The 17,286-nt window shown below is 42.4% G+C and carries 17 protein-coding genes; 3 read left to right on the top strand and 14 right to left on the bottom strand.

The annotated features are described in order from the left end of the window. Nucleotides 1–2 precede the first annotated feature (2 nt). The 10 genes from CSV80_RS00360 to gpr all read right to left on the bottom strand — a co-directional run bounded on the left by CSV80_RS00360 (nt 3) and on the right by gpr (nt 11,568). Nucleotides 3–743 carry a 16S rRNA (uracil(1498)-N(3))-methyltransferase gene (locus CSV80_RS00360; protein WP_099669121.1) on the bottom strand — a complete coding sequence of 247 codons (741 nt, stop codon included), beginning with the start codon at nt 741–743 and terminating at the stop codon, nt 3–5. Nucleotides 744–745: 2 nt separating this feature from the next. Beyond that, nucleotides 746–1,690, bottom strand: coding sequence for a 50S ribosomal protein L11 methyltransferase (gene prmA / locus CSV80_RS00355; RefSeq protein WP_029054676.1), 945 nt, complete (start codon nt 1,688–1,690; stop codon nt 746–748). Between the two features lie 15 nt (nt 1,691–1,705). After that, nucleotides 1,706–2,827, bottom strand: coding sequence for a molecular chaperone DnaJ (dnaJ, locus tag CSV80_RS00350; protein ID WP_029054675.1), 1,122 nt, complete (start codon nt 2,825–2,827; stop codon nt 1,706–1,708). A 136-nt stretch (nt 2,828–2,963) separates the two neighbouring features. Continuing rightward, nucleotides 2,964–4,799 (bottom strand): molecular chaperone DnaK, encoded by a 1,836-nt coding sequence (dnaK, locus tag CSV80_RS00345; RefSeq protein ID WP_099669120.1) that lies wholly within the window; start codon nt 4,797–4,799, stop codon nt 2,964–2,966. A 37-nt stretch (nt 4,800–4,836) separates the two neighbouring features. Further along, entirely contained in the window at nt 4,837–5,415 is a 579-nt protein-coding gene (gene grpE / locus CSV80_RS00340) for a nucleotide exchange factor GrpE (protein ID WP_029054673.1), read from the bottom strand. Continuing rightward, on the bottom strand, nt 5,412–6,467 hold the full coding sequence (hrcA, locus tag CSV80_RS00335; protein ID WP_051210589.1) for a heat-inducible transcriptional repressor HrcA: 1,056 nt from the start codon (nt 6,465–6,467) through the stop codon (nt 5,412–5,414). The genes grpE and hrcA overlap by 4 nt, the downstream gene beginning before the upstream one ends. Before the next feature lie 90 nt (nt 6,468–6,557). Beyond that, nucleotides 6,558–7,697: a radical SAM family heme chaperone HemW gene (gene hemW / locus CSV80_RS00330; protein WP_099669119.1), complete on the bottom strand. Its 1,140-nt coding sequence runs from the start codon at nt 7,695–7,697 to the stop codon at nt 6,558–6,560. A gap of 72 nt (nt 7,698–7,769) precedes the next feature. Then, nucleotides 7,770–9,596 carry a translation elongation factor 4 gene (gene lepA / locus CSV80_RS00325; RefSeq protein ID WP_199083900.1) on the bottom strand — a complete coding sequence of 609 codons (1,827 nt, stop codon included), beginning with the start codon at nt 9,594–9,596 and terminating at the stop codon, nt 7,770–7,772. A gap of 80 nt (nt 9,597–9,676) precedes the next feature. Next, entirely contained in the window at nt 9,677–10,477 is an 801-nt protein-coding gene (spoIIP, locus tag CSV80_RS00320; protein WP_233190741.1) for a stage II sporulation protein P, read from the bottom strand. A gap of 53 nt (nt 10,478–10,530) precedes the next feature. Continuing rightward, nucleotides 10,531–11,568 (bottom strand): GPR endopeptidase, encoded by a 1,038-nt coding sequence (gpr, locus tag CSV80_RS00315; protein ID WP_099669117.1) that lies wholly within the window; start codon nt 11,566–11,568, stop codon nt 10,531–10,533. A gap of 194 nt (nt 11,569–11,762) precedes the next feature. On the opposite strand from gpr, the gene rpsT reads away from it, so the two are divergent. Beyond that, nucleotides 11,763–12,014 carry a 30S ribosomal protein S20 gene (gene rpsT / locus CSV80_RS00310; protein WP_099669116.1) on the top strand — a complete coding sequence of 84 codons (252 nt, stop codon included), beginning with the start codon at nt 11,763–11,765 and terminating at the stop codon, nt 12,012–12,014. 49 nt (nt 12,015–12,063) lie between these two features. On the opposite strand, the gene holA is transcribed toward rpsT, so the two are convergent. Then, nucleotides 12,064–13,071, bottom strand: coding sequence for a DNA polymerase III subunit delta (gene holA / locus CSV80_RS00305; protein WP_099669115.1), 1,008 nt, complete (start codon nt 13,069–13,071; stop codon nt 12,064–12,066). Between the two features lie 103 nt (nt 13,072–13,174). Here holA and CSV80_RS17410 point away from each other — a divergent pair, with 103 nt between their 5' ends. Beyond that, nucleotides 13,175–13,339: a hypothetical protein gene (locus CSV80_RS17410; protein ID WP_155979536.1), complete on the top strand. Its 165-nt coding sequence runs from the start codon at nt 13,175–13,177 to the stop codon at nt 13,337–13,339. 173 nt (nt 13,340–13,512) lie between these two features. Then, the gene (locus CSV80_RS00300) at nt 13,513–13,647 is read left to right on the top strand and encodes a YqzM family protein (RefSeq protein WP_029054667.1); all 135 of its coding nucleotides are present in this window, start codon (nt 13,513–13,515) and stop codon (nt 13,645–13,647) included. 59 nt (nt 13,648–13,706) lie between these two features. Here the strand turns inward: CSV80_RS00300 and CSV80_RS00295 are convergent, their stop codons facing one another. Genes CSV80_RS00295 through CSV80_RS00285 form a run of 3 tightly spaced genes read right to left on the bottom strand, consistent with a single transcriptional unit; the run spans nt 13,707 to nt 17,228 of the window. Then, nucleotides 13,707–15,968: a DNA internalization-related competence protein ComEC/Rec2 gene (locus CSV80_RS00295; RefSeq protein ID WP_099669114.1), complete on the bottom strand. Its 2,262-nt coding sequence runs from the start codon at nt 15,966–15,968 to the stop codon at nt 13,707–13,709. Between the two features lie 17 nt (nt 15,969–15,985). Next, the gene (locus CSV80_RS00290; protein ID WP_099669113.1) at nt 15,986–16,549 is read right to left on the bottom strand and encodes a ComE operon protein 2; all 564 of its coding nucleotides are present in this window, start codon (nt 16,547–16,549) and stop codon (nt 15,986–15,988) included. 13 nt (nt 16,550–16,562) lie between these two features. Next, nucleotides 16,563–17,228, bottom strand: a complete 666-nt coding sequence (locus CSV80_RS00285) for a helix-hairpin-helix domain-containing protein (RefSeq protein ID WP_233201481.1) — start codon at nt 17,226–17,228, stop codon at nt 16,563–16,565. Nucleotides 17,229–17,286: the final 58 nt, after the last annotated feature.

Below are 17,286 nucleotides of genomic sequence, written 5' to 3'. Positions count from 1 at the left end.
TTTCATTCAAATTCATAAGACATAGCGGACAAAACATATAAAGGAGCTGTTTCCGTGCGCAAGATTCTAGGCCCTAACGACACGGGGAGGAAACCCGCATCTTGAAGTAGAGCAGCTTCTTCCCGTGCTAATCCGCCTTCCGGTCCAAAAACAACTACTATCGATTGTCCATGATACACGTTTTTCAGACGGTCCGCAATCTTATGCGGAACATCACTTTTCGCATCTTCTTCATCCGCAAATAATTTGACATCAAAGGAATCTGTATACATGATCAGTTGCTTGACGCTTTGGACGGATAAAATCTCAGGCACTTGGTTACGATGACATTGTTCCGCAGCTTCCTTGGCAATTTTCTGCAAACGTTCTATACGTTTATCGCCTTTTTTAGCATCCCATTTGACGATCGACCGACTCGCAGCAAAAGGAATTAATCGACTCATACCGAGTTCGGTACTTTTTTGTGTAATCAAATCGAGTTTGTCGCCTTTAGGTAATCCGCAGGCAATCGTGACGGAAATGGGCAACTCATGATCTTTGTCCAGTTGTTTCTGCTCTGAAACGATAACAAAGTCTTCAGAAATACTGTCAATCATCGCTACCGATGCAACGCCATTATAAACTGTCAGTATTTCCTGACCCGGTGTCATACGCATCACTTTGACAATATGTTTATAATCATCTCCACTGATCGCTACTTGACGCTGCTCATTAAATGGTTGATTCAGGAAATAACGTTGCATGATTATTCACTACCCTTACGCGCAATGATCGCTACCCAATCTTCCATTAGAACCGTTTCCACAATATCAAAACCTTGTGCCATCAGGTCGTTACGCACTTCGTCCCGTTTAGCCCCGATGATACCTGATGTAATGAATAGTCCGCCTGGTTTAACGAGTTGGTAAGCATCTTGGGAAAACGACATAATGACTTCGGCCAATATATTTGCAATGATCATGTCAGGTGGTTCTTCAATTGAATCAAGAAGATTACCTTTCAAAACAGTGATGCGATCATCTGCATGGTTATACGTCACATTTTCCTGTGCAGCGCGTACAGCTACTTCATCCAGGTCAAGTGCGGTAATGTGTTTGGCACCAAGTAATGCTGCTCCTATTGCTAGTACGCCTGAACCTGTTCCAACATCGACAATCGTCTGACCAGGTTCGAGGTACTTCTCCAGTGCTTGTAAACAGAGGACTGTCGTAGGGTGTGTACCCGTACCGAAGGCCATTCCCGGATCTAGTTCGATGATCAATTCATCAGATTCCACTGGCGTATACTCTTCCCATGTAGGAACAATCGTAAAACGCTTCGATATTTTCACCGGATGGAAGTATTGTTTCCATGAGTTAGCCCAATCTTCTTCATCCACTTCTGTGATGCCAATCGTAAAGCGTCCAGGATTTAATGAAAACTGACGAAGGCCTTCGATTGCCAATTCAAGATTTTCAACTGTTTCGTTGATAAAACTAGTGACAGGCAAATACGCTTTGATAATGACTCCATCACTCGGGAAGTCTTCTTTATCTAGTGCATATATTTCGCCATACTGGTCCACTCGTTCTTTACCAGGTTCTTCGGAGTCTTCAATAACGACTCCGCTCGCGCCTGCTTCATGCAAGATGTTCGCTACTGCCTCAGTTGCTTCATGTGTTGTGTGCACGGAAACTTCAGACCATTTCACAGTTAGTCAATCCTTTCATTCACCTTTAAAAGTGCGTTTGATTTTATCAAAGAATGAGCTGGAATACTCATCAGGTGATTCTCCTTCTATTGATGCAAACTCACGCAGTAATTCCTTTTGTCGCTCGGTCATCTTTTTCGGTGTAAGCACTTTGACGATGACATGCTGATCACCTGTTCCGTGTCCATGTACATTTGGGACCCCTTTGCCACGAAGGCGGAATGTTGTGCCGTTTTGTGTACCAGCCGGAATCTTCAACTTCACTTTTCCATGCACCGTTTGGACTTCGAGTTCGTCTCCAAGTGATGCTTGTGGGAACGTCAAGTTCAATTCCAATATAATATCGTCTTCTTCACGAATGAAACGTTTATGTGGACGCACATTAAAGACGATGTACAAGTCTCCAGGAGGTCCTCCATTAATTCCTGCTTCGCCTTGACCGCCTACACGTAGACGTTGTCCTTGGTCTACTCCAGCAGGAATTGTTATTTTGATAACTTTGTTTTTAGTTACGCGACCTTTGCCTCGACATGTTTCACATTTTTCAGGAATAATTTTACCTGTACCCTGACATGTAGGACATGTTCTGCGATTCACAACTTGACCAAATGGTGTGTTTTGAGCGAAAGAAATCTCACCCGAACCATTACATTCCGTACATGTTTTGACGCTTGTACCCTTTTTGGCACCTGTACCGTCACATGTATCACATTCTTCCTCACGAGGGATATCAATTTCTGTTTCTTTACCGAAAATAGCATCCATGAAGTCGACTGTCATCGTGTATTGCAAGTCGTTACCTTTTTGTGGAGCGTTTGGATCCCTTCTTCTAGCACTACCACCGAAGAACGTGCTGAAGATATCTTCGAAACCAAAGCCATCTGCACCTCCGCCCCCAAATCCTCCAAAGCCTGCACCCGGACCGTTATGACCATATTGATCATATTCCGCTCTTTTATTCTCGTCGCTCAGTACTTCAAATGCTTCTGTTACTTCTTTAAATTTTACTTCTGCATCCGCTTCTTTGTTCAAGTCCGGATGGTACTTTTTAGAAAGTGTACGGTATGCTTTGCGGATCTCTTCCTTTGTAGCAGATTTAGATACGCCTAGCACCTCATAGTAATCTCGTTTACTCATCATTGCACCCCTCATCGCATTTTACCTGTTGTCCATTGTAACACGTTGATATCAAATTTTGTTGAGTTAACAAACGAAAAAGTCAAAGCCGGAATTTCGGACTTTGACTTTTCCGTCAATAGCTATTTCGATTTACTTATTTTTTATCTTTATCGTCTTCTACTTCTTCGAAATCTGCATCTACTACACTGTCGTCTTCTTGACCAGGTTGTGCATCGCCTTGTGCAGCTTGTGCTTCTGCAGCAGCTTGCTCATATAGTTTTACAGATAGAGCTTGGACTAATTCGTCAAGTTTTTCTTTCTTCGTACGAATTTCCTCAAGGTCTCCGGATTCATTAGCAGCTTTCAATTCTTCCAATGCCGCTTCAGCATCTTTCACTTCTGCTTCATCCACTTTGCCTTCTATATCTTTAAGTGTCTTTTCAGCCATGAATACTAACTGATCCGCTTCGTTGCGAAGTTCTGCTTCTTCTTTACGCTTTGTATCTTCTTCAGCGTGTGCTTCTGCATCTTTAACCATTTGATCAATCTCTTCATCCGAAAGACCTGAACTAGATTGGATCGTAATGTTCTGTTCTTTCTGTGTACCCATATCTTTCGCTTTAACATTAACGATACCGTTTTTGTCGATGTCGAATGTTACTTCGATTTGTGGAACGCCACGTGGTGCTGGTGGAATATCCGTCAATTGGAAACGGCCTAATGTTTTATTGTCAGTCGCCATCGGACGCTCACCTTGCAATACATGGATATCTACTGCCGGCTGGTTGTCAGCTGCTGTAGAGAACACCTGTGATTTGCTTGTAGGGATTGTCGTGTTGCGGTCAATTAGTTTTGTGAAAACAGAGCCCATTGTTTCAATACCTAGTGATAGAGGTGTTACGTCAAGAAGTACAACGTCTTTTACGTCTCCAGTTAGGATTGAACCTTGAACTGCTGCACCCATTGCTACTACTTCGTCTGGGTTTACGCCTTTGAACGGCTCTTTGCCCGTTACATTTTTGATTGCTTCTTGTACTGCTGGAATACGTGTAGAACCACCAACTAAGATAACACGGTCAATTTCAGATGCCGTAAGATCTGCGTCTTTTAGTGCTTGACGCGTTGGGATCATAGAACGTTCAACTAGGTTCGCTGTCAATTCATCGAATTTACCGCGAGTCAATGTGATTTCCATGTGTAATGGTCCTGCTTCTCCAGCCGTGATGAACGGAAGAGAGATTGAAGTGGATGTTACACCAGACAAGTCTTTCTTCGCTTTTTCAGCTGCATCTTTTAGACGTTGCATAGCCATTTTGTCTTTAGAAAGATCAATGGAGTTTTCTTTACGGAATTCCTGTACTAAGTAATCCATAATGATATCATCAAAGTCGTCTCCACCAAGTTTATTGTCACCTGCTGTTGAACGTACTTGGAATACTCCGTCACCTAGCTCAAGAATAGATACGTCAAACGTACCGCCACCTAGGTCATATACTAGAATAGTTTGATCTTCATCTGTTTTATCCAAACCATAAGCAAGTGCTGCTGCTGTCGGCTCGTTAATGATACGCTCTACTTCAAGACCAGCGATTTTACCAGCATCTTTTGTTGCTTGGCGCTGTGCATCGTTAAAGTACGCAGGAACTGTAACAACAGCCTTCGTTACTTTTTCGCCTAAGTATTCTTCAGCATAGCCTTTCATGTATTGAAGGATCATAGCAGAAACTTCTTGTGGAGAATATTCTTTGCCATCCACTTTTACTTTATAGTCCGTACCCATATGTCTTTTAACAGACATAATCGTGTTAGGGTTTGTGATCGATTGACGCTTTGCTACTTCCCCTACTTGTCGTTCGCCGTTTTTGAATGCTACAACGGATGGTGATGTTCTGTTACCTTCAGGGTTCGGAATTACTTTCGCTTCTCCGCCTTCATATACTGCTACTACTGAGTTTGTTGTTCCTAAGTCAATACCGATAATTTTACTCATGAGTGATTTTCCTCCTAAAATGTGAATGCTTTAATTTTTATTCGTTTACTTTAACCATGGATGGTCGTAATACACGTTCTTTTAGTTTATATCCTTTTTGCAGTTCTTCCAAAACAATTCCAGAATCTTTATCTTCTTCATTGCCTGTCATTACTGCCTGGTGGAAGTTCGGATCAAATTCTTGATCAAGCGCTTCGATTTCTTCCAGTCCGTCAGATTTTAAAGCTTCTACTAATGAACGGTAAACCATGTCCATCCCTGTTAAGAGGGCCTTCGTCTCTTCCTCTTTCGCTTCGACAGCAAGTGCACGTTCGAAGTTATCAAGTACAGGTAAAATATTCACCATGACATTTTGTGCGCGATATGTTTGCAACGTTTGATAGTCGAGTGATGCTCGTCTCTTGACGTTTTCCATATCTGCCATTACGCGTAATTTCTTACCCTCTTCTTCTTCAAGAGCTTTCGTTAATTCATCTATTTTTTTCTCGAGTTCTTGTTCTGTAGTGAGCTCTTCGACGACTTCAACATCTAGCTGATCTGTCGCTTCTATTGGCTCTTGCTCGTTTTCGGAAAGATTTTCATCTAGTTGCTCTTCGAACTCTTGGTTTTCTTTCACGTGTCTTGCCTCCCGTTCCCGTCTTTTCCGATGGTTAACCGATGAAGTGCAGAAGATAAATCACTGCTTAGTATATCCAGCAATGTTATGACCCTTCCGTAATCCATCCGCTTCGGACCGATAATTGCAATGGAACCTTCCATATTCTCTCCTGCCGAGTACGTGGAAGTAATCACGCTGTAGTCTTCCATATCAATCACATTGTTTTCAGAGCCGATACGAACTTGAATCCCTTGTTCGTTTTTTTTGAAAAGCCCCATGGCAGGATTGCCTTTCTCTATCAGTTCAAAAAATGATTGCATCTTCTGGAAGTCGTGAAATTCCGGTTGTTTCCACATATTCAATTTGCCGCCAAAATATAACCGTTCTTCCGGCTCCACTGCCATCGCTTGCTGCAAGGAGCTGAATAGTTGTTCAGCTTGGTGAATATGCTGTTCAAATACATACTTCGCTTCGAGTTGCAATTTTTGCTGCAACTGCACAAGCGATGTGCCGATTAGGCGTTCATTTAAAATATTTACCGTCTTCTCAATTTCCGAAGCAGTGAGTCCAGGTGGCACATCGAAAATTCGGTTTTCCACATGTCCGTTATCCGTTACGATAATCGCCACTGCCCGTTGTTGATCCAATGGAACAATAGAGAATTTCTTGACGGCATGCGTAGATGTGTCAGGTCCGAGAAGGATCGACGTGTAATTCGTCAAGTCGGAAAGAATGGTTGCGGATTTCCGAATTAATTCTTCAGACTCTCCTACTCTTTCCTGAAACATCGTACGCAACTGCAAGCTGTCTTCCAGACCCAGAGCTTGTGGCTGCAATAAATGATCCACAAAGAACCGATAGCCTTTTTCGGAAGGCACTCTTCCAGATGATGTGTGAGTCTTTTCTAAATAACCCATATCCTCCAGATCTGCCATGTCATTCCGAATGGTTGCCGAACTAAATGGCGCTTCCGGTTTTTTCGACAGTTGTCTGGAACCAACCGGTTGAGCAGACTCGATGAAATCTTTCACTGTCAATTGTAGTATGAGCAATTGTCTGTTTGTCAACATGATCATCACTCCTGTTAGCACTCTTTAACCCCGAGTGCTAATACTACTCATAATTTATCAAATTCTATTTTATATGTCAACGAATCAAACTCAATCTCCTAATAAAAATTCCTGAAATACGGTGTTCCCTTGAAAAATACCTTTTCTAGTCAAGCGGAGATGGTCTCCATCGATTTTCAGAAGCCCCTGTTGCTGTAATTTTTCTATCGGTTTACCGAATACTTTATGAATCGGGCGTTGGAATTTCTGCTCGAATCCTTTCATCGAAACTCCTTCAATGATTCGTAAACCGAGAAACATTTCTTCTTCCATCGATTCAGCAAGACTTACTTCATGTACTTCTTTATGGGGTAACTTCCCTTCATCCAATAGTTTAATGTAATGTGTCAACGGTCCGACGTTCGCATAACGGCCTTGGCCGATATAACCGTGTGCACCTGCACCAATGCCTGCATAGTGGGAGTTTTCCCAATAAATCAGGTTATGAAACGAAGGATGATCAGGTTTTGCAAAATTACTGATTTCATATTGGTCGCGACCTGCTGCATTCATGCGGTCGATCACCATCGCGAACATTTCTGCTTCAATATCTTCTCCCGGCAAGGGTAACTTTCCTTTGATCATTCGGTTATAAAAGATCGTTTTCGGTTCCACAATCAATGAATAGGCCGAGTAATGAGGCAGATCAAGCGCTAATGCACGATCAAGTGTATCTTCCCATTCTTTCACTGTCTGAGTAGGTAAGCTGTACATCAAATCGATACTAATGTTTTCGAAGCCAACTTTACGCGCAGCCTTGATCACGTTCTCCACGTCTTCATTGGAATGCGTACGCCCAATTTGTTTCAGTAATCGTTCATTGAAAGTCTGCACGCCAATCGACAAGCGATTTACGCCTTTTTCTTTCAATATAGCAAGTTGTCCTTCCGATAAATCATCGGGGTTTGCTTCTGTCGTGAACTCCTTTAATGTCGAGACGTCGATATACTCAGAAACAATTGTCAGTAACCGGTCGAGCTGAGGAACATTAAGTGCTGTCGGTGTACCTCCGCCTAAAAACACCGTTTCCACTTCTTCAAATGAATAGCCGGCTTCTTTCATATAAGAAAACTCTTTGCCGATCGATTCGATGTATTGATCAACCGGTTGGTTTTTGAGAAATACTTTATTGAAATCGCAATAATGACAAATTTGCTGGCAAAACGGTATGTGGATATATACTCCCCGCATGCTGTCACATCCTTTATGTAAATATGTAAACGCCAAAAAGAGGGCGGTTTGCCCCCTTTTCACTAAATTTAATTAATCTTCATCCATCTTCAGAACAGCCATGAACGCTTCTTGTGGCACTTCCACCGAGCCAACTTGCTTCATCTTTTTCTTACCTTCTTTTTGTTTCTCAAGCAATTTACGCTTACGGGAAATATCTCCACCGTAACATTTCGCTAAAACGTTTTTCCCCATAGATTTAATAGTTGAACGTGCAACGATTTTTTGACCGATTGCTGCTTGGACAGGAACCTCAAACTGTTGTCTTGGAATTAATGATTTCAGTTTTTCAACGATTGCCTTCCCGCGTTCGTAGCTAAAGTCATTGTGCACGATAAAGCTCAACGCATCAACAGTTTCACCGTTTAACAAAATGTCCATCTTGACGAGTTTCGACTGCTTATAGCCAATTAATTCATAATCCAGTGACGCGTACCCTTTTGTACTGGATTTTAATTGGTCAAAGAAGTCAAAGACGATTTCAGCTAATGGCAGTTCATAAATAATATTGACACGTGATGCGTCCATATAATCCATTGTCATAAAGTCTCCACGTTTACGCTGACAGAGCTCCATGACGGCTCCAACGTAATCATTCGGTACCATGATGGATGCTTTAACATATGGCTCTTCAACATAGTCTACTTTTTGTGCACTGGGCATCATCGATGGATTATCTACGCTCATCGTCGAGCCGTCCGTTAAGTTTACTTTATAAATAACACTTGGTGCTGTCGTAATTAAGTCAATGTTGAATTCACGTTCAATTCGTTCCTGAATGATTTCCATGTGCAACAAACCAAGGAACCCGCAACGGTAACCGAACCCTAATGCCTGAGATGTCTCTGGCTCATATTCAAGTGCAGAGTCATTCAGCTCCAACTTTTCTAGCGCTTCACGCAAATCGTTGTATTTAGATGTATCGATTGGATACAGTCCGCAGAATACCATCGGATTCATACGACGATAACCTGGCAATGCTTCCTCAGCAGGGTCATCGACAAGTGTTATTGTATCCCCTACTCGTGTATCGCCTACCGTTTTAATGGAAGCAGATAAGAATCCTACATCGCCTACAGTTAATTCGTCACGCGGAGAAATACCCGGAGTGAAGACTCCTAGTTCCAATACTTCAAATTCTTTACCCGTTGCCATCATGCGAATCCTATCGCCTGGCTTTACCTTTCCTTCGACGATACGGATATTGACGATAACCCCTTTATATTGATCATAATGAGAGTCAAAGATCAATGCTTTTAATGGCGCTTCTGGGTCTCCTTGAGGAGCTGGTACTTTTTCTACGATCTGTTCCAATATCTCATCAATCCCAATTCCAGCTTTCGCAGAAGCTAAAACTGCCTCAGATGCATCTAATCCGATCACATCTTCAATTTCTTTTTTCACACGATCCGGATCAGCTGCCGGAAGGTCGATTTTATTAATAACAGGTAATATTTCCAAATCATTGTCCAACGCCAGATAAACGTTCGCTAATGTTTGCGCCTCGATACCTTGCGCAGAATCCACTACAAGAATAGCGCCTTCACAAGCCGCTAGACTTCTCGATACTTCATATGTGAAATCGACGTGTCCTGGTGTATCGATCAAGTGTAACGTATAGTCTTCGCCATTCTTTGCCGTATATACTAACTGAACGGCATTCAATTTAATGGTGATACCGCGTTCACGTTCTAGGTCCATCGAATCCAATGATTGTGATTTCATATTACGTGTTTTCACTATTTCTGTTTTTTCCAAAATTCGATCAGCCAGTGTGGACTTCCCGTGGTCGATATGGGCTATGATAGAAAAATTTCGGATGTTTTTTTGACGTGCTGTTCTCTTCTCTTGATTCATCACTGTTCACTCCTACATGTGCGTACCTATTTAAGCTACTTGAATTATAGCAGTGAACGGTTCAGACTTCAATATTTGAAAGATTATTGCACGATCATCATTGCGGAAACAGATTCACCAACGACAGACACCGTTTGATTGATCTCCGCTTCCGTATTACCAACGCCACCCATTTCAATTAAAATGATGCTTGTATTTAGATCTTGATTGTATTTACCGTCTACTCCACGGCCACCTTTGATAATGATCTCGCGCGTAATACCTGGCACTATTTTTTCCATTTCATTTTTCAATTGTTTCGCTTTAGCCAGGTTCCGTTCGTAATACGGATGGTCCCTTCCTATTACAAACGCCACTTTTGCATAGCGTTGCCCGGCGTGTGTAATCGTTGTTTTAGAAGGTCCAAGAGAATCTCTGTGCATGTCGATGACTAAATCATAAGACCCCTCGTTAACTTTCTTTTCCACATACGGCCGAATCGCAGCATACGAGCGATGATACGGTATTTTCTTTTGTTGCATGATTTTTACAATGTCAATATCGAGCTGTTCTGCCGCAAGACCATGTGTAATTAAATTCTCTTTCAGGCGCGCGCCTACTTTTAAAATATTCTCGGAATGATGAGATACGGCTACTTTTCCGTTCGCTGCTTTCGTAATAGGTTCATACGCTTCATGTGCGTGAGTCGAATAAATCAACACATTCCCTTGTGCTTTCGGTTTAATATCCTCTTCCAACACATTGGATGCGTAGACAATCGTGCTCGGTTCCTTTAACGAGAGGGCAGCAGGAATGGTCGGCTGTTTGGGAATGTACTGCAGTACGACAGGAAAGATGAACAATACAAAAATAACGCTCATCCAGATTTGCAAAGTTTTTTTCATAGTAATCCCTCCATCTCCCACACTATGCGGAAGAAAAAAGGTCAATGACTAGTTCATGAATTTACTTTGTGAATCCAAGTAATTAATGAAGTAGATAATGCAGTTGCGTAGTTTGCTACCCATGAATCAATTTCTTTCGGAGAAATAAATGTCGATAATTCCTGATTAGTCAGCACTTCTTCAAATAATTGGATTCGTTCTTCATGCGTCCATGATGACCAATCACCGAATATAGGGCCTAGCGCTGTGCGATCCGCATCTTTGCTTAAGCGTTGTGGAAATCGGCCAGTGGAAAGTTTGGATGAAGGCATACCATCTTCTTCTATTTTCGCTGCGATATAACCAAACATCGTGTCAATTGCATCCGCCACTAGCACAGGTCCGTCCACAACGGTTGGCACGCCTAATGCAATGACAGGGATGCCGAGACTTTTTTCCGACAACTCTTTGCGGCTGTTCCCTACACCTGAGCCTGGATGAATGCCTGTATCCGTCAGCTGGATCGTGCGGCAAAGCCTTGCGCTACTCCTTGCAGCAAGCGCATCGACGACGAGCAACAGATCGGGCTTACTTTGATCCACGATCGCTTTAACGAATGAAGCAGTTTCCAAACCAGTCTGAATGGTTACGCCCGGTGCATACACCATCACACCACTCTCGTCCGTTTCGTAATAATCGGGTATTACTTCCTTCACATAATCCATAACAGCAGGCCCAACAGCGTCTGGCGTAATCTCTCGGTTGCCGAGACCGACACACAATACTTTTTTTACTTCGCCCGGTAACTTTTCCTTAATTAATGTATCCATTTTTTCGACCACAAGTTCACATAGCGCTTGAAGCTCATCGGTTTCGTGAACAGCAAGTGTCGGAATCGTTAGCGTAATATATGTACCTTTCGCTTTTCCGATTTCTTCTTCACCTTCCGCTGTCACTTTTACAGTTGTTGCCTTAATTCGACCAATGGTTTGTTCTTCGACACGTATTCCGGACATTTCCTTCAACTTCTTTTCTTCTGACTCTGTCTGATGTCTGACAAACTCGTCACTTTCGTCAATTAAATCCGTGCGGTAGTAGTTGATTTCGCTCATTTTCTTCACCTCTACTAACAAGTTTGTGCAGTTTATCGGCATTTATTCTGGTATAGATGGCTGTAAAGATGAATCACTTTACTTTTTTTCTTGCAATCTGTCGGTAGCTTTGATAAAATAATGCTTGTTGTAAAGAGATGTCCGGATGATTGTGGAAACACTCTTGCCTTACCTGAAAGCTGGAGGTGAATGAAATGCCAAACATTAAAGGTGCTATCAAACGCGTGAAACAAAGTGCTGCTGCTAACGAGCAAAACTCTAACGTAAAAGCTTCTATGCGTACTGCAATCCGTAAAGCGGATGCGGCTCTTATGAATAATGATGAGAACGCTGAAGAACTGTTGAGAAATGCTGTGAAACAATTGGATACTGCTGCTCGTAAAGGTCTTATCCCAAGAAACACTGCTGCTCGCCAAAAATCACGTCTAACTAAAAAAGCTCAATAATGATAAGTTAAAAGACTGCCTCCTTGTGACGGCAGTCTTTTTTGCGTTCTTATAGACCATTCATTAAAAATAATTCCAGTTTTCGCTGACGATTACCACTCGTAGTTTTAAGTTGTAGATCGATCGTCGCCAAATCATCCAATGCTTTAAGCAGCACTTGCAAAGGTGGCAGCTTCCGTTGCATCATCAATTTAACGCGATACGGGTGGATTCGAAGCGTTGTGGCGATTTGTTGTTGCTGATAGCCTTTTTTTCGTAAATTTGTCACATGAATCATTAAACGTACCTGACTCGCAATGAGTGACGCGAGCATGATGGGTTCTTCACCATTACGCAATAAATCATGATAGACAGCGATTGATTCCGCTCTTTTATTATTGACGAATGAATCTGTTAGGCGAAATACGTCCATCTCTGGCGTCCTAGCCACAAGTTGCTCAATCATATCGATGTCCACTGCGCCCTTAAACGCCAAGTAGCCAGCGAGCTTGTCCACTTCTGTCGCCAATGTCAATAAGTCGGTTCCTGACATTTCCATAAGAAATTCAGCTGTCTTTTTATCGAATTCAATTCCTTTAGCCTTACCTTGTTGCATAATCCACGTAGATATATCTTGCCCTTGCAAAGCAACGGCTTCTACGACAACTGCATGCTTCTTTATTTTTTTCGTGATTTTCTTACGTGCATCTAATTTTTCATAAGGCGCCACAAATACTACGGTTGCGGTAGGTGATGGATTTTCCAACCACTTTTCCAACAGATCTAGTTGATGGTTCTGCTTTTCTTTCGATTGATCTGTCGCTTTCAAGAATGAACAGTTTTTTGCGACGATCAATTTATGGTCAACCAAAAATGGAAATTCATTCGCCACTTCGAGCACGGCCTGGATTGGAATCTCTTCTAAATCAAAACGATTCACTTCAGAAGTCGTCATACCTGGGACTGCCTTAATTAATTTCTTAATTGTTTCGTCTAATAAATGTTGCTCTGTGCCTGTCAGCAAATAAACTGGCTGAACATCACCTTTTTCAATTTGACTCCAAATTTTTGTAACCATTTTCTTCACCTCAATTACCGATTGCTTGCTAATAAAAACCTGTGATAACTATACATGAAAATCAATCATTTCTCCATACTAGCAAGTAAAGGAGGTTTTTTTGATGAAAAAGTCTAACCGTTCACAAATGAATTCCCGTGAGAAATTGAAGACTGAAGGGAAAGAAGAAATATCACTAGAGTTAGCAGAGTTCGAACACTTAGCACCAAAGCAGGAGCCAATGACTCCGAACCACCGGGAGACAGCTGAGAAGGACAAATATTATTAATTCAAAAAGACGAAGCGGAATTGGCTATGAGCAATTCCGCTCTTTTAACTTATAACGCACTTACTCTATGAACAAATTGTGTCAACGTTCGTTGCAACTCCTAAAAACTGCGATTTTAATGGATTTTTCTTTCACTTTCATCTATACTTAGTATGGAATTAGGAGGTGTAGCAATGAATGAATTTGAACATGATGTCCAATCCAAACGTAATGATGCGATTGACAGCGGCATCGGCTTTATAGTAGCGTTTATCGGTTTTTCTGCAATTTTTGTTGTTGCTACGATCATCGATATCGTCGCTCTCTAATCAACTGTTGTATAAAATAGACACATCCACCACATTGGCGGATGTGTCTATTTGTTTTTCTAACGACTCGAAGCGGCCGTATACACTCCGTCTTTTACGCGCAATTCAATCGTTCCCTGTTCAGCTGTCGACCAAAACGGAATACCGTGCGCATGGAAGCGGTCAATTACTTCTGCATGTGGATGCCCGTAACGACTATTCCTCCCTGCTGATACAATAATAAACTCAGGTTGGAGAAAACTGATAAATGGCTCCGTACTCGACGTCTTACTCCCGTGATGGCCTGCTTTTAGTATGACACGTTGAAAATCAGCAGAAATGTATCTTTGCAAAAACCGCTGCTCCCCCTCTTTTTCGAGATCTCCAGGAAACACGAAATGAAGATCTTCTTTCTTCATCACAAGTACTAGCGAACTGTCATTACCGTCATATATACGCTCTTCAGGCGCTACATATTGGAATTGATAGTCTCCTACTTTCCAATTAACTCCTTCCTTGACTAGTTGCACAGGAATTTTCTGCTCCTTTGCCAACCGCAACACTTCATCCATCGCTTTCTCTTGTTCACTTCCAGGGGACAGCTGAATTTCCTTTACTTTTAACTCTTCCAATACTTCATCGGCACCTTCCATGTGATCCATATCGGCATGAGATATAATCAGCCGATCAATTTTCGTAATTCCTTTTGCTTTTAAGTATGGCACAACGATATTTCGTCCGATTTCAAACGGCTGCTCAGGCGTTTTCCAATCGTTTTCGCCAAAATGGAGAACTCCACCCGTATCTATCACATACACCGCTTTCCGGTAAGGCATTTCGATCATCGTACTGTCCCCTTGCCCGACATCTAGATAGGAAATGATCACGTCACGATGAAGAATTGGTTTAATTTCCAAATAGAGCGCGGGGAGCAGCAAGCAGATAAGACCGAACACGATCAACTTCTTTCTTTCCAGACAGACGAGGAAGATCAGAATACCAACAACAGCCAACGCTGACCCCACCCCATCCGGTTGTCCCGGCGTCCACATTTGATAGGGAAAGGAAGCAAACCAAGTCGTCATACTACCAATCCATTGCCTTACAGGCTCATAGATAAAAAAGAGGCTGTCTGCCAGTGGTGGCACTACGCACGTGCAAATCAGCAACAGTAAATTAGCAGGCAAAATAAGGATAGAATACAACGGAACATAGAATAAATTGGCAATAAAAGAGGAGATAGACAACTCATAGAAGTGATACAGCAAAATAGGATAGAGAGCGACTTGTGTAATGACAGTGAGGAGAAACGAAACAACCAATCCGTTTTTCGCTTGGCTAAGAATAGCTGACGAATACAATAAAGAACACGCAGCTAAATAGGATAGTTGAAATCCCGGTTGGAACACGATATAAGGTTGCATCAAGATAAAAAATAATGCGCTTAAAGCAAGAGCATCATCCAGGCGCAATTTAAAATTGCCTGAAACAGCAAGCAATACAATCATCGTTACTGTCGCTGCACGCCAGACAGACGGTGCCCCGCCAGCAATACATGCGTAGATTGGCAAAAAGATGAGTAATCCGTATGTCACCCACTCTTTGCGAAAGCCAATACGCAACAAAATCGCTCGAATAAAGAACGTCAATAGACCGACATGCAAGCCAGAAATCGCAAATAGATGCGTAATACCTAGCGTCTGGTACTCTTTTTGCAAAACGCGATCCATTCCCGAACGGTCACCGATTAATAATGCTTCAGCTTCTGTAACTAGTAAAGGTGGAAACTGATCGTGAATATGTTGTTTAATTGCAGAACGATAGTGAGAGAGTCGTGAACGCGGTGTAGTGAGTGGTTCGCTCGATGTGATACGAGTGGCTTCTAGAATTCCTGCCGCTCCATTCATTCGTAAATAACGCGCCATATCGAATGAATATTTATGGGCTGCTGGTTCCAATTCTTTCAGCTCCACTTCCGCCGTGAACTGATATGTCGATAATCGCACAGACTGAAATCGGATCTTTTCTTGTTCGGAATGTAATGGATACATCATATACACAACGGTTCCGTCAGATAGAGTGGCGAAACCTTTCACTTTAGCCCCGTCGATTTTCACTTGATCTTTCCAATGAAATGTCACGACTGAGTCGTCAGGAAGAGTTGTAGAATGACTGGAGAAATAGAAAAAAGAGAGACTTGCAAGAAGTGTGCAAAGAAGGAGATGTAGATAATCTTTGCGTAAAAAGTAGAACGGTATGAGGAATAATACATTCAAAAATAAAAGCGATCCTGAAAGCTCAGCTGCAAACGCAGAAATCGCAACAGGAATCGCTATATACATCCATCGTATCGATCGGATTAATTGCCAAATAAATGATTCACCCTTTGCAAAAGGGTATCCAGTTCTTCAGGTTCAGCGCCAAGTTCCTGCATTTTCGTCAACATCTCGTTGAATAATGAAAATTTCTCTTCACTGGCGAAGTCAATTGAACGCTCGTCAAACGGCACTTTTTCAATCTCCACACCTGCTTGCGCAAATAGCTCGAGTGCATACTCACTGTTTCGATAATCTTCCGCATATTTAACGTGTTTAATACCCGCCTGAATCAATGCTTTACTACACTGTAAACACGGGAAGTGAGTGACATAAATGGTCGCTTTTGCAACCGGTATGCCGTATTTGGCACATTGCAGTAATGCATTCATTTCTGAGTGTATCGTTCGAACGCAATGATTATCCACGACATAACAGCCGTGTTCAATACAATGGTCTCCACCCGATATCGAACCATTGTAGCCGCCAGCAATAATGCGTTGATCGCGTACTAAAATGGAACCTACCGAGAGTCGCGTGCATGTGCTGCGCATCGCCAGTAAATGACTTTGCGCCATGAAGAACTGATCCCAAGTAATTCGCTCCATACGGTTGCCTCCATCAGTTAAGAATAATATGTGGTTCTAATTTTTCAAATGTCTTGTCACCAATACCTGACACATTCTTTATTCCATCCAATTGTGAAAAAGCTCCATGCTCTTCACGGTATTGGACAATCGCCATAGCTTTTGCCGGGCCGATGCCAGGAAGCGTCTGAAAGTCGCTTTCATTCGCTGTATTAATATTTACTTTTGAAGCGGAACTGTCAGATGAAGAAGATGCCGCTGTAGCCGGTTGTTCGTACACCGGTGGTTCTTCTCCTGCGACCGGTACATAGACGACAGATTCATCCTGCAGTCTTTGCGCATGATTCAACAACCTCGTGTCAGCGACCTCTGTGTAGCCTCCTGCTTTGTCGACCGCATCTAGCAATCGGTCGCCATCTTGCATCGAATAAAGTCCAGGATGTTTCACAGCACCTTTAACGTCCACCAGAATAGCAACAGTAACAGCTTCCGCGACCAATTCGACAGGCGCTTCCACTTCTATATTTTGTTCAGCAGTTTCAATAGATTCGATTGGTTCAAATAGGGATTGTCCACGTTCTTCGGAAAGTTGATCCGGTTGTTCTCGGGGAAAGAACAAGACAGTGGAAAGTACAGCGAACGCTGCAATAGGAATGATCAATGTACGCCATTTTTCGGTGAGGAATGAACGGATAATCAACAATCCTTTCTATCAGCACCGTATGGAGTCTCATTAACTATACCCGATTCCGAAATAC

It is taken from the genome of Sporosarcina sp. P12(2017) (genome assembly GCF_002743035.1).
GTDB classification, from domain to species: domain Bacteria; phylum Bacillota; class Bacilli; order Bacillales_A; family Planococcaceae; genus Sporosarcina; species Sporosarcina ureae.
Note: the sequence above shows the minus strand (reverse complement) of the source record. Positions and strands in the feature narration are given on the sequence as shown.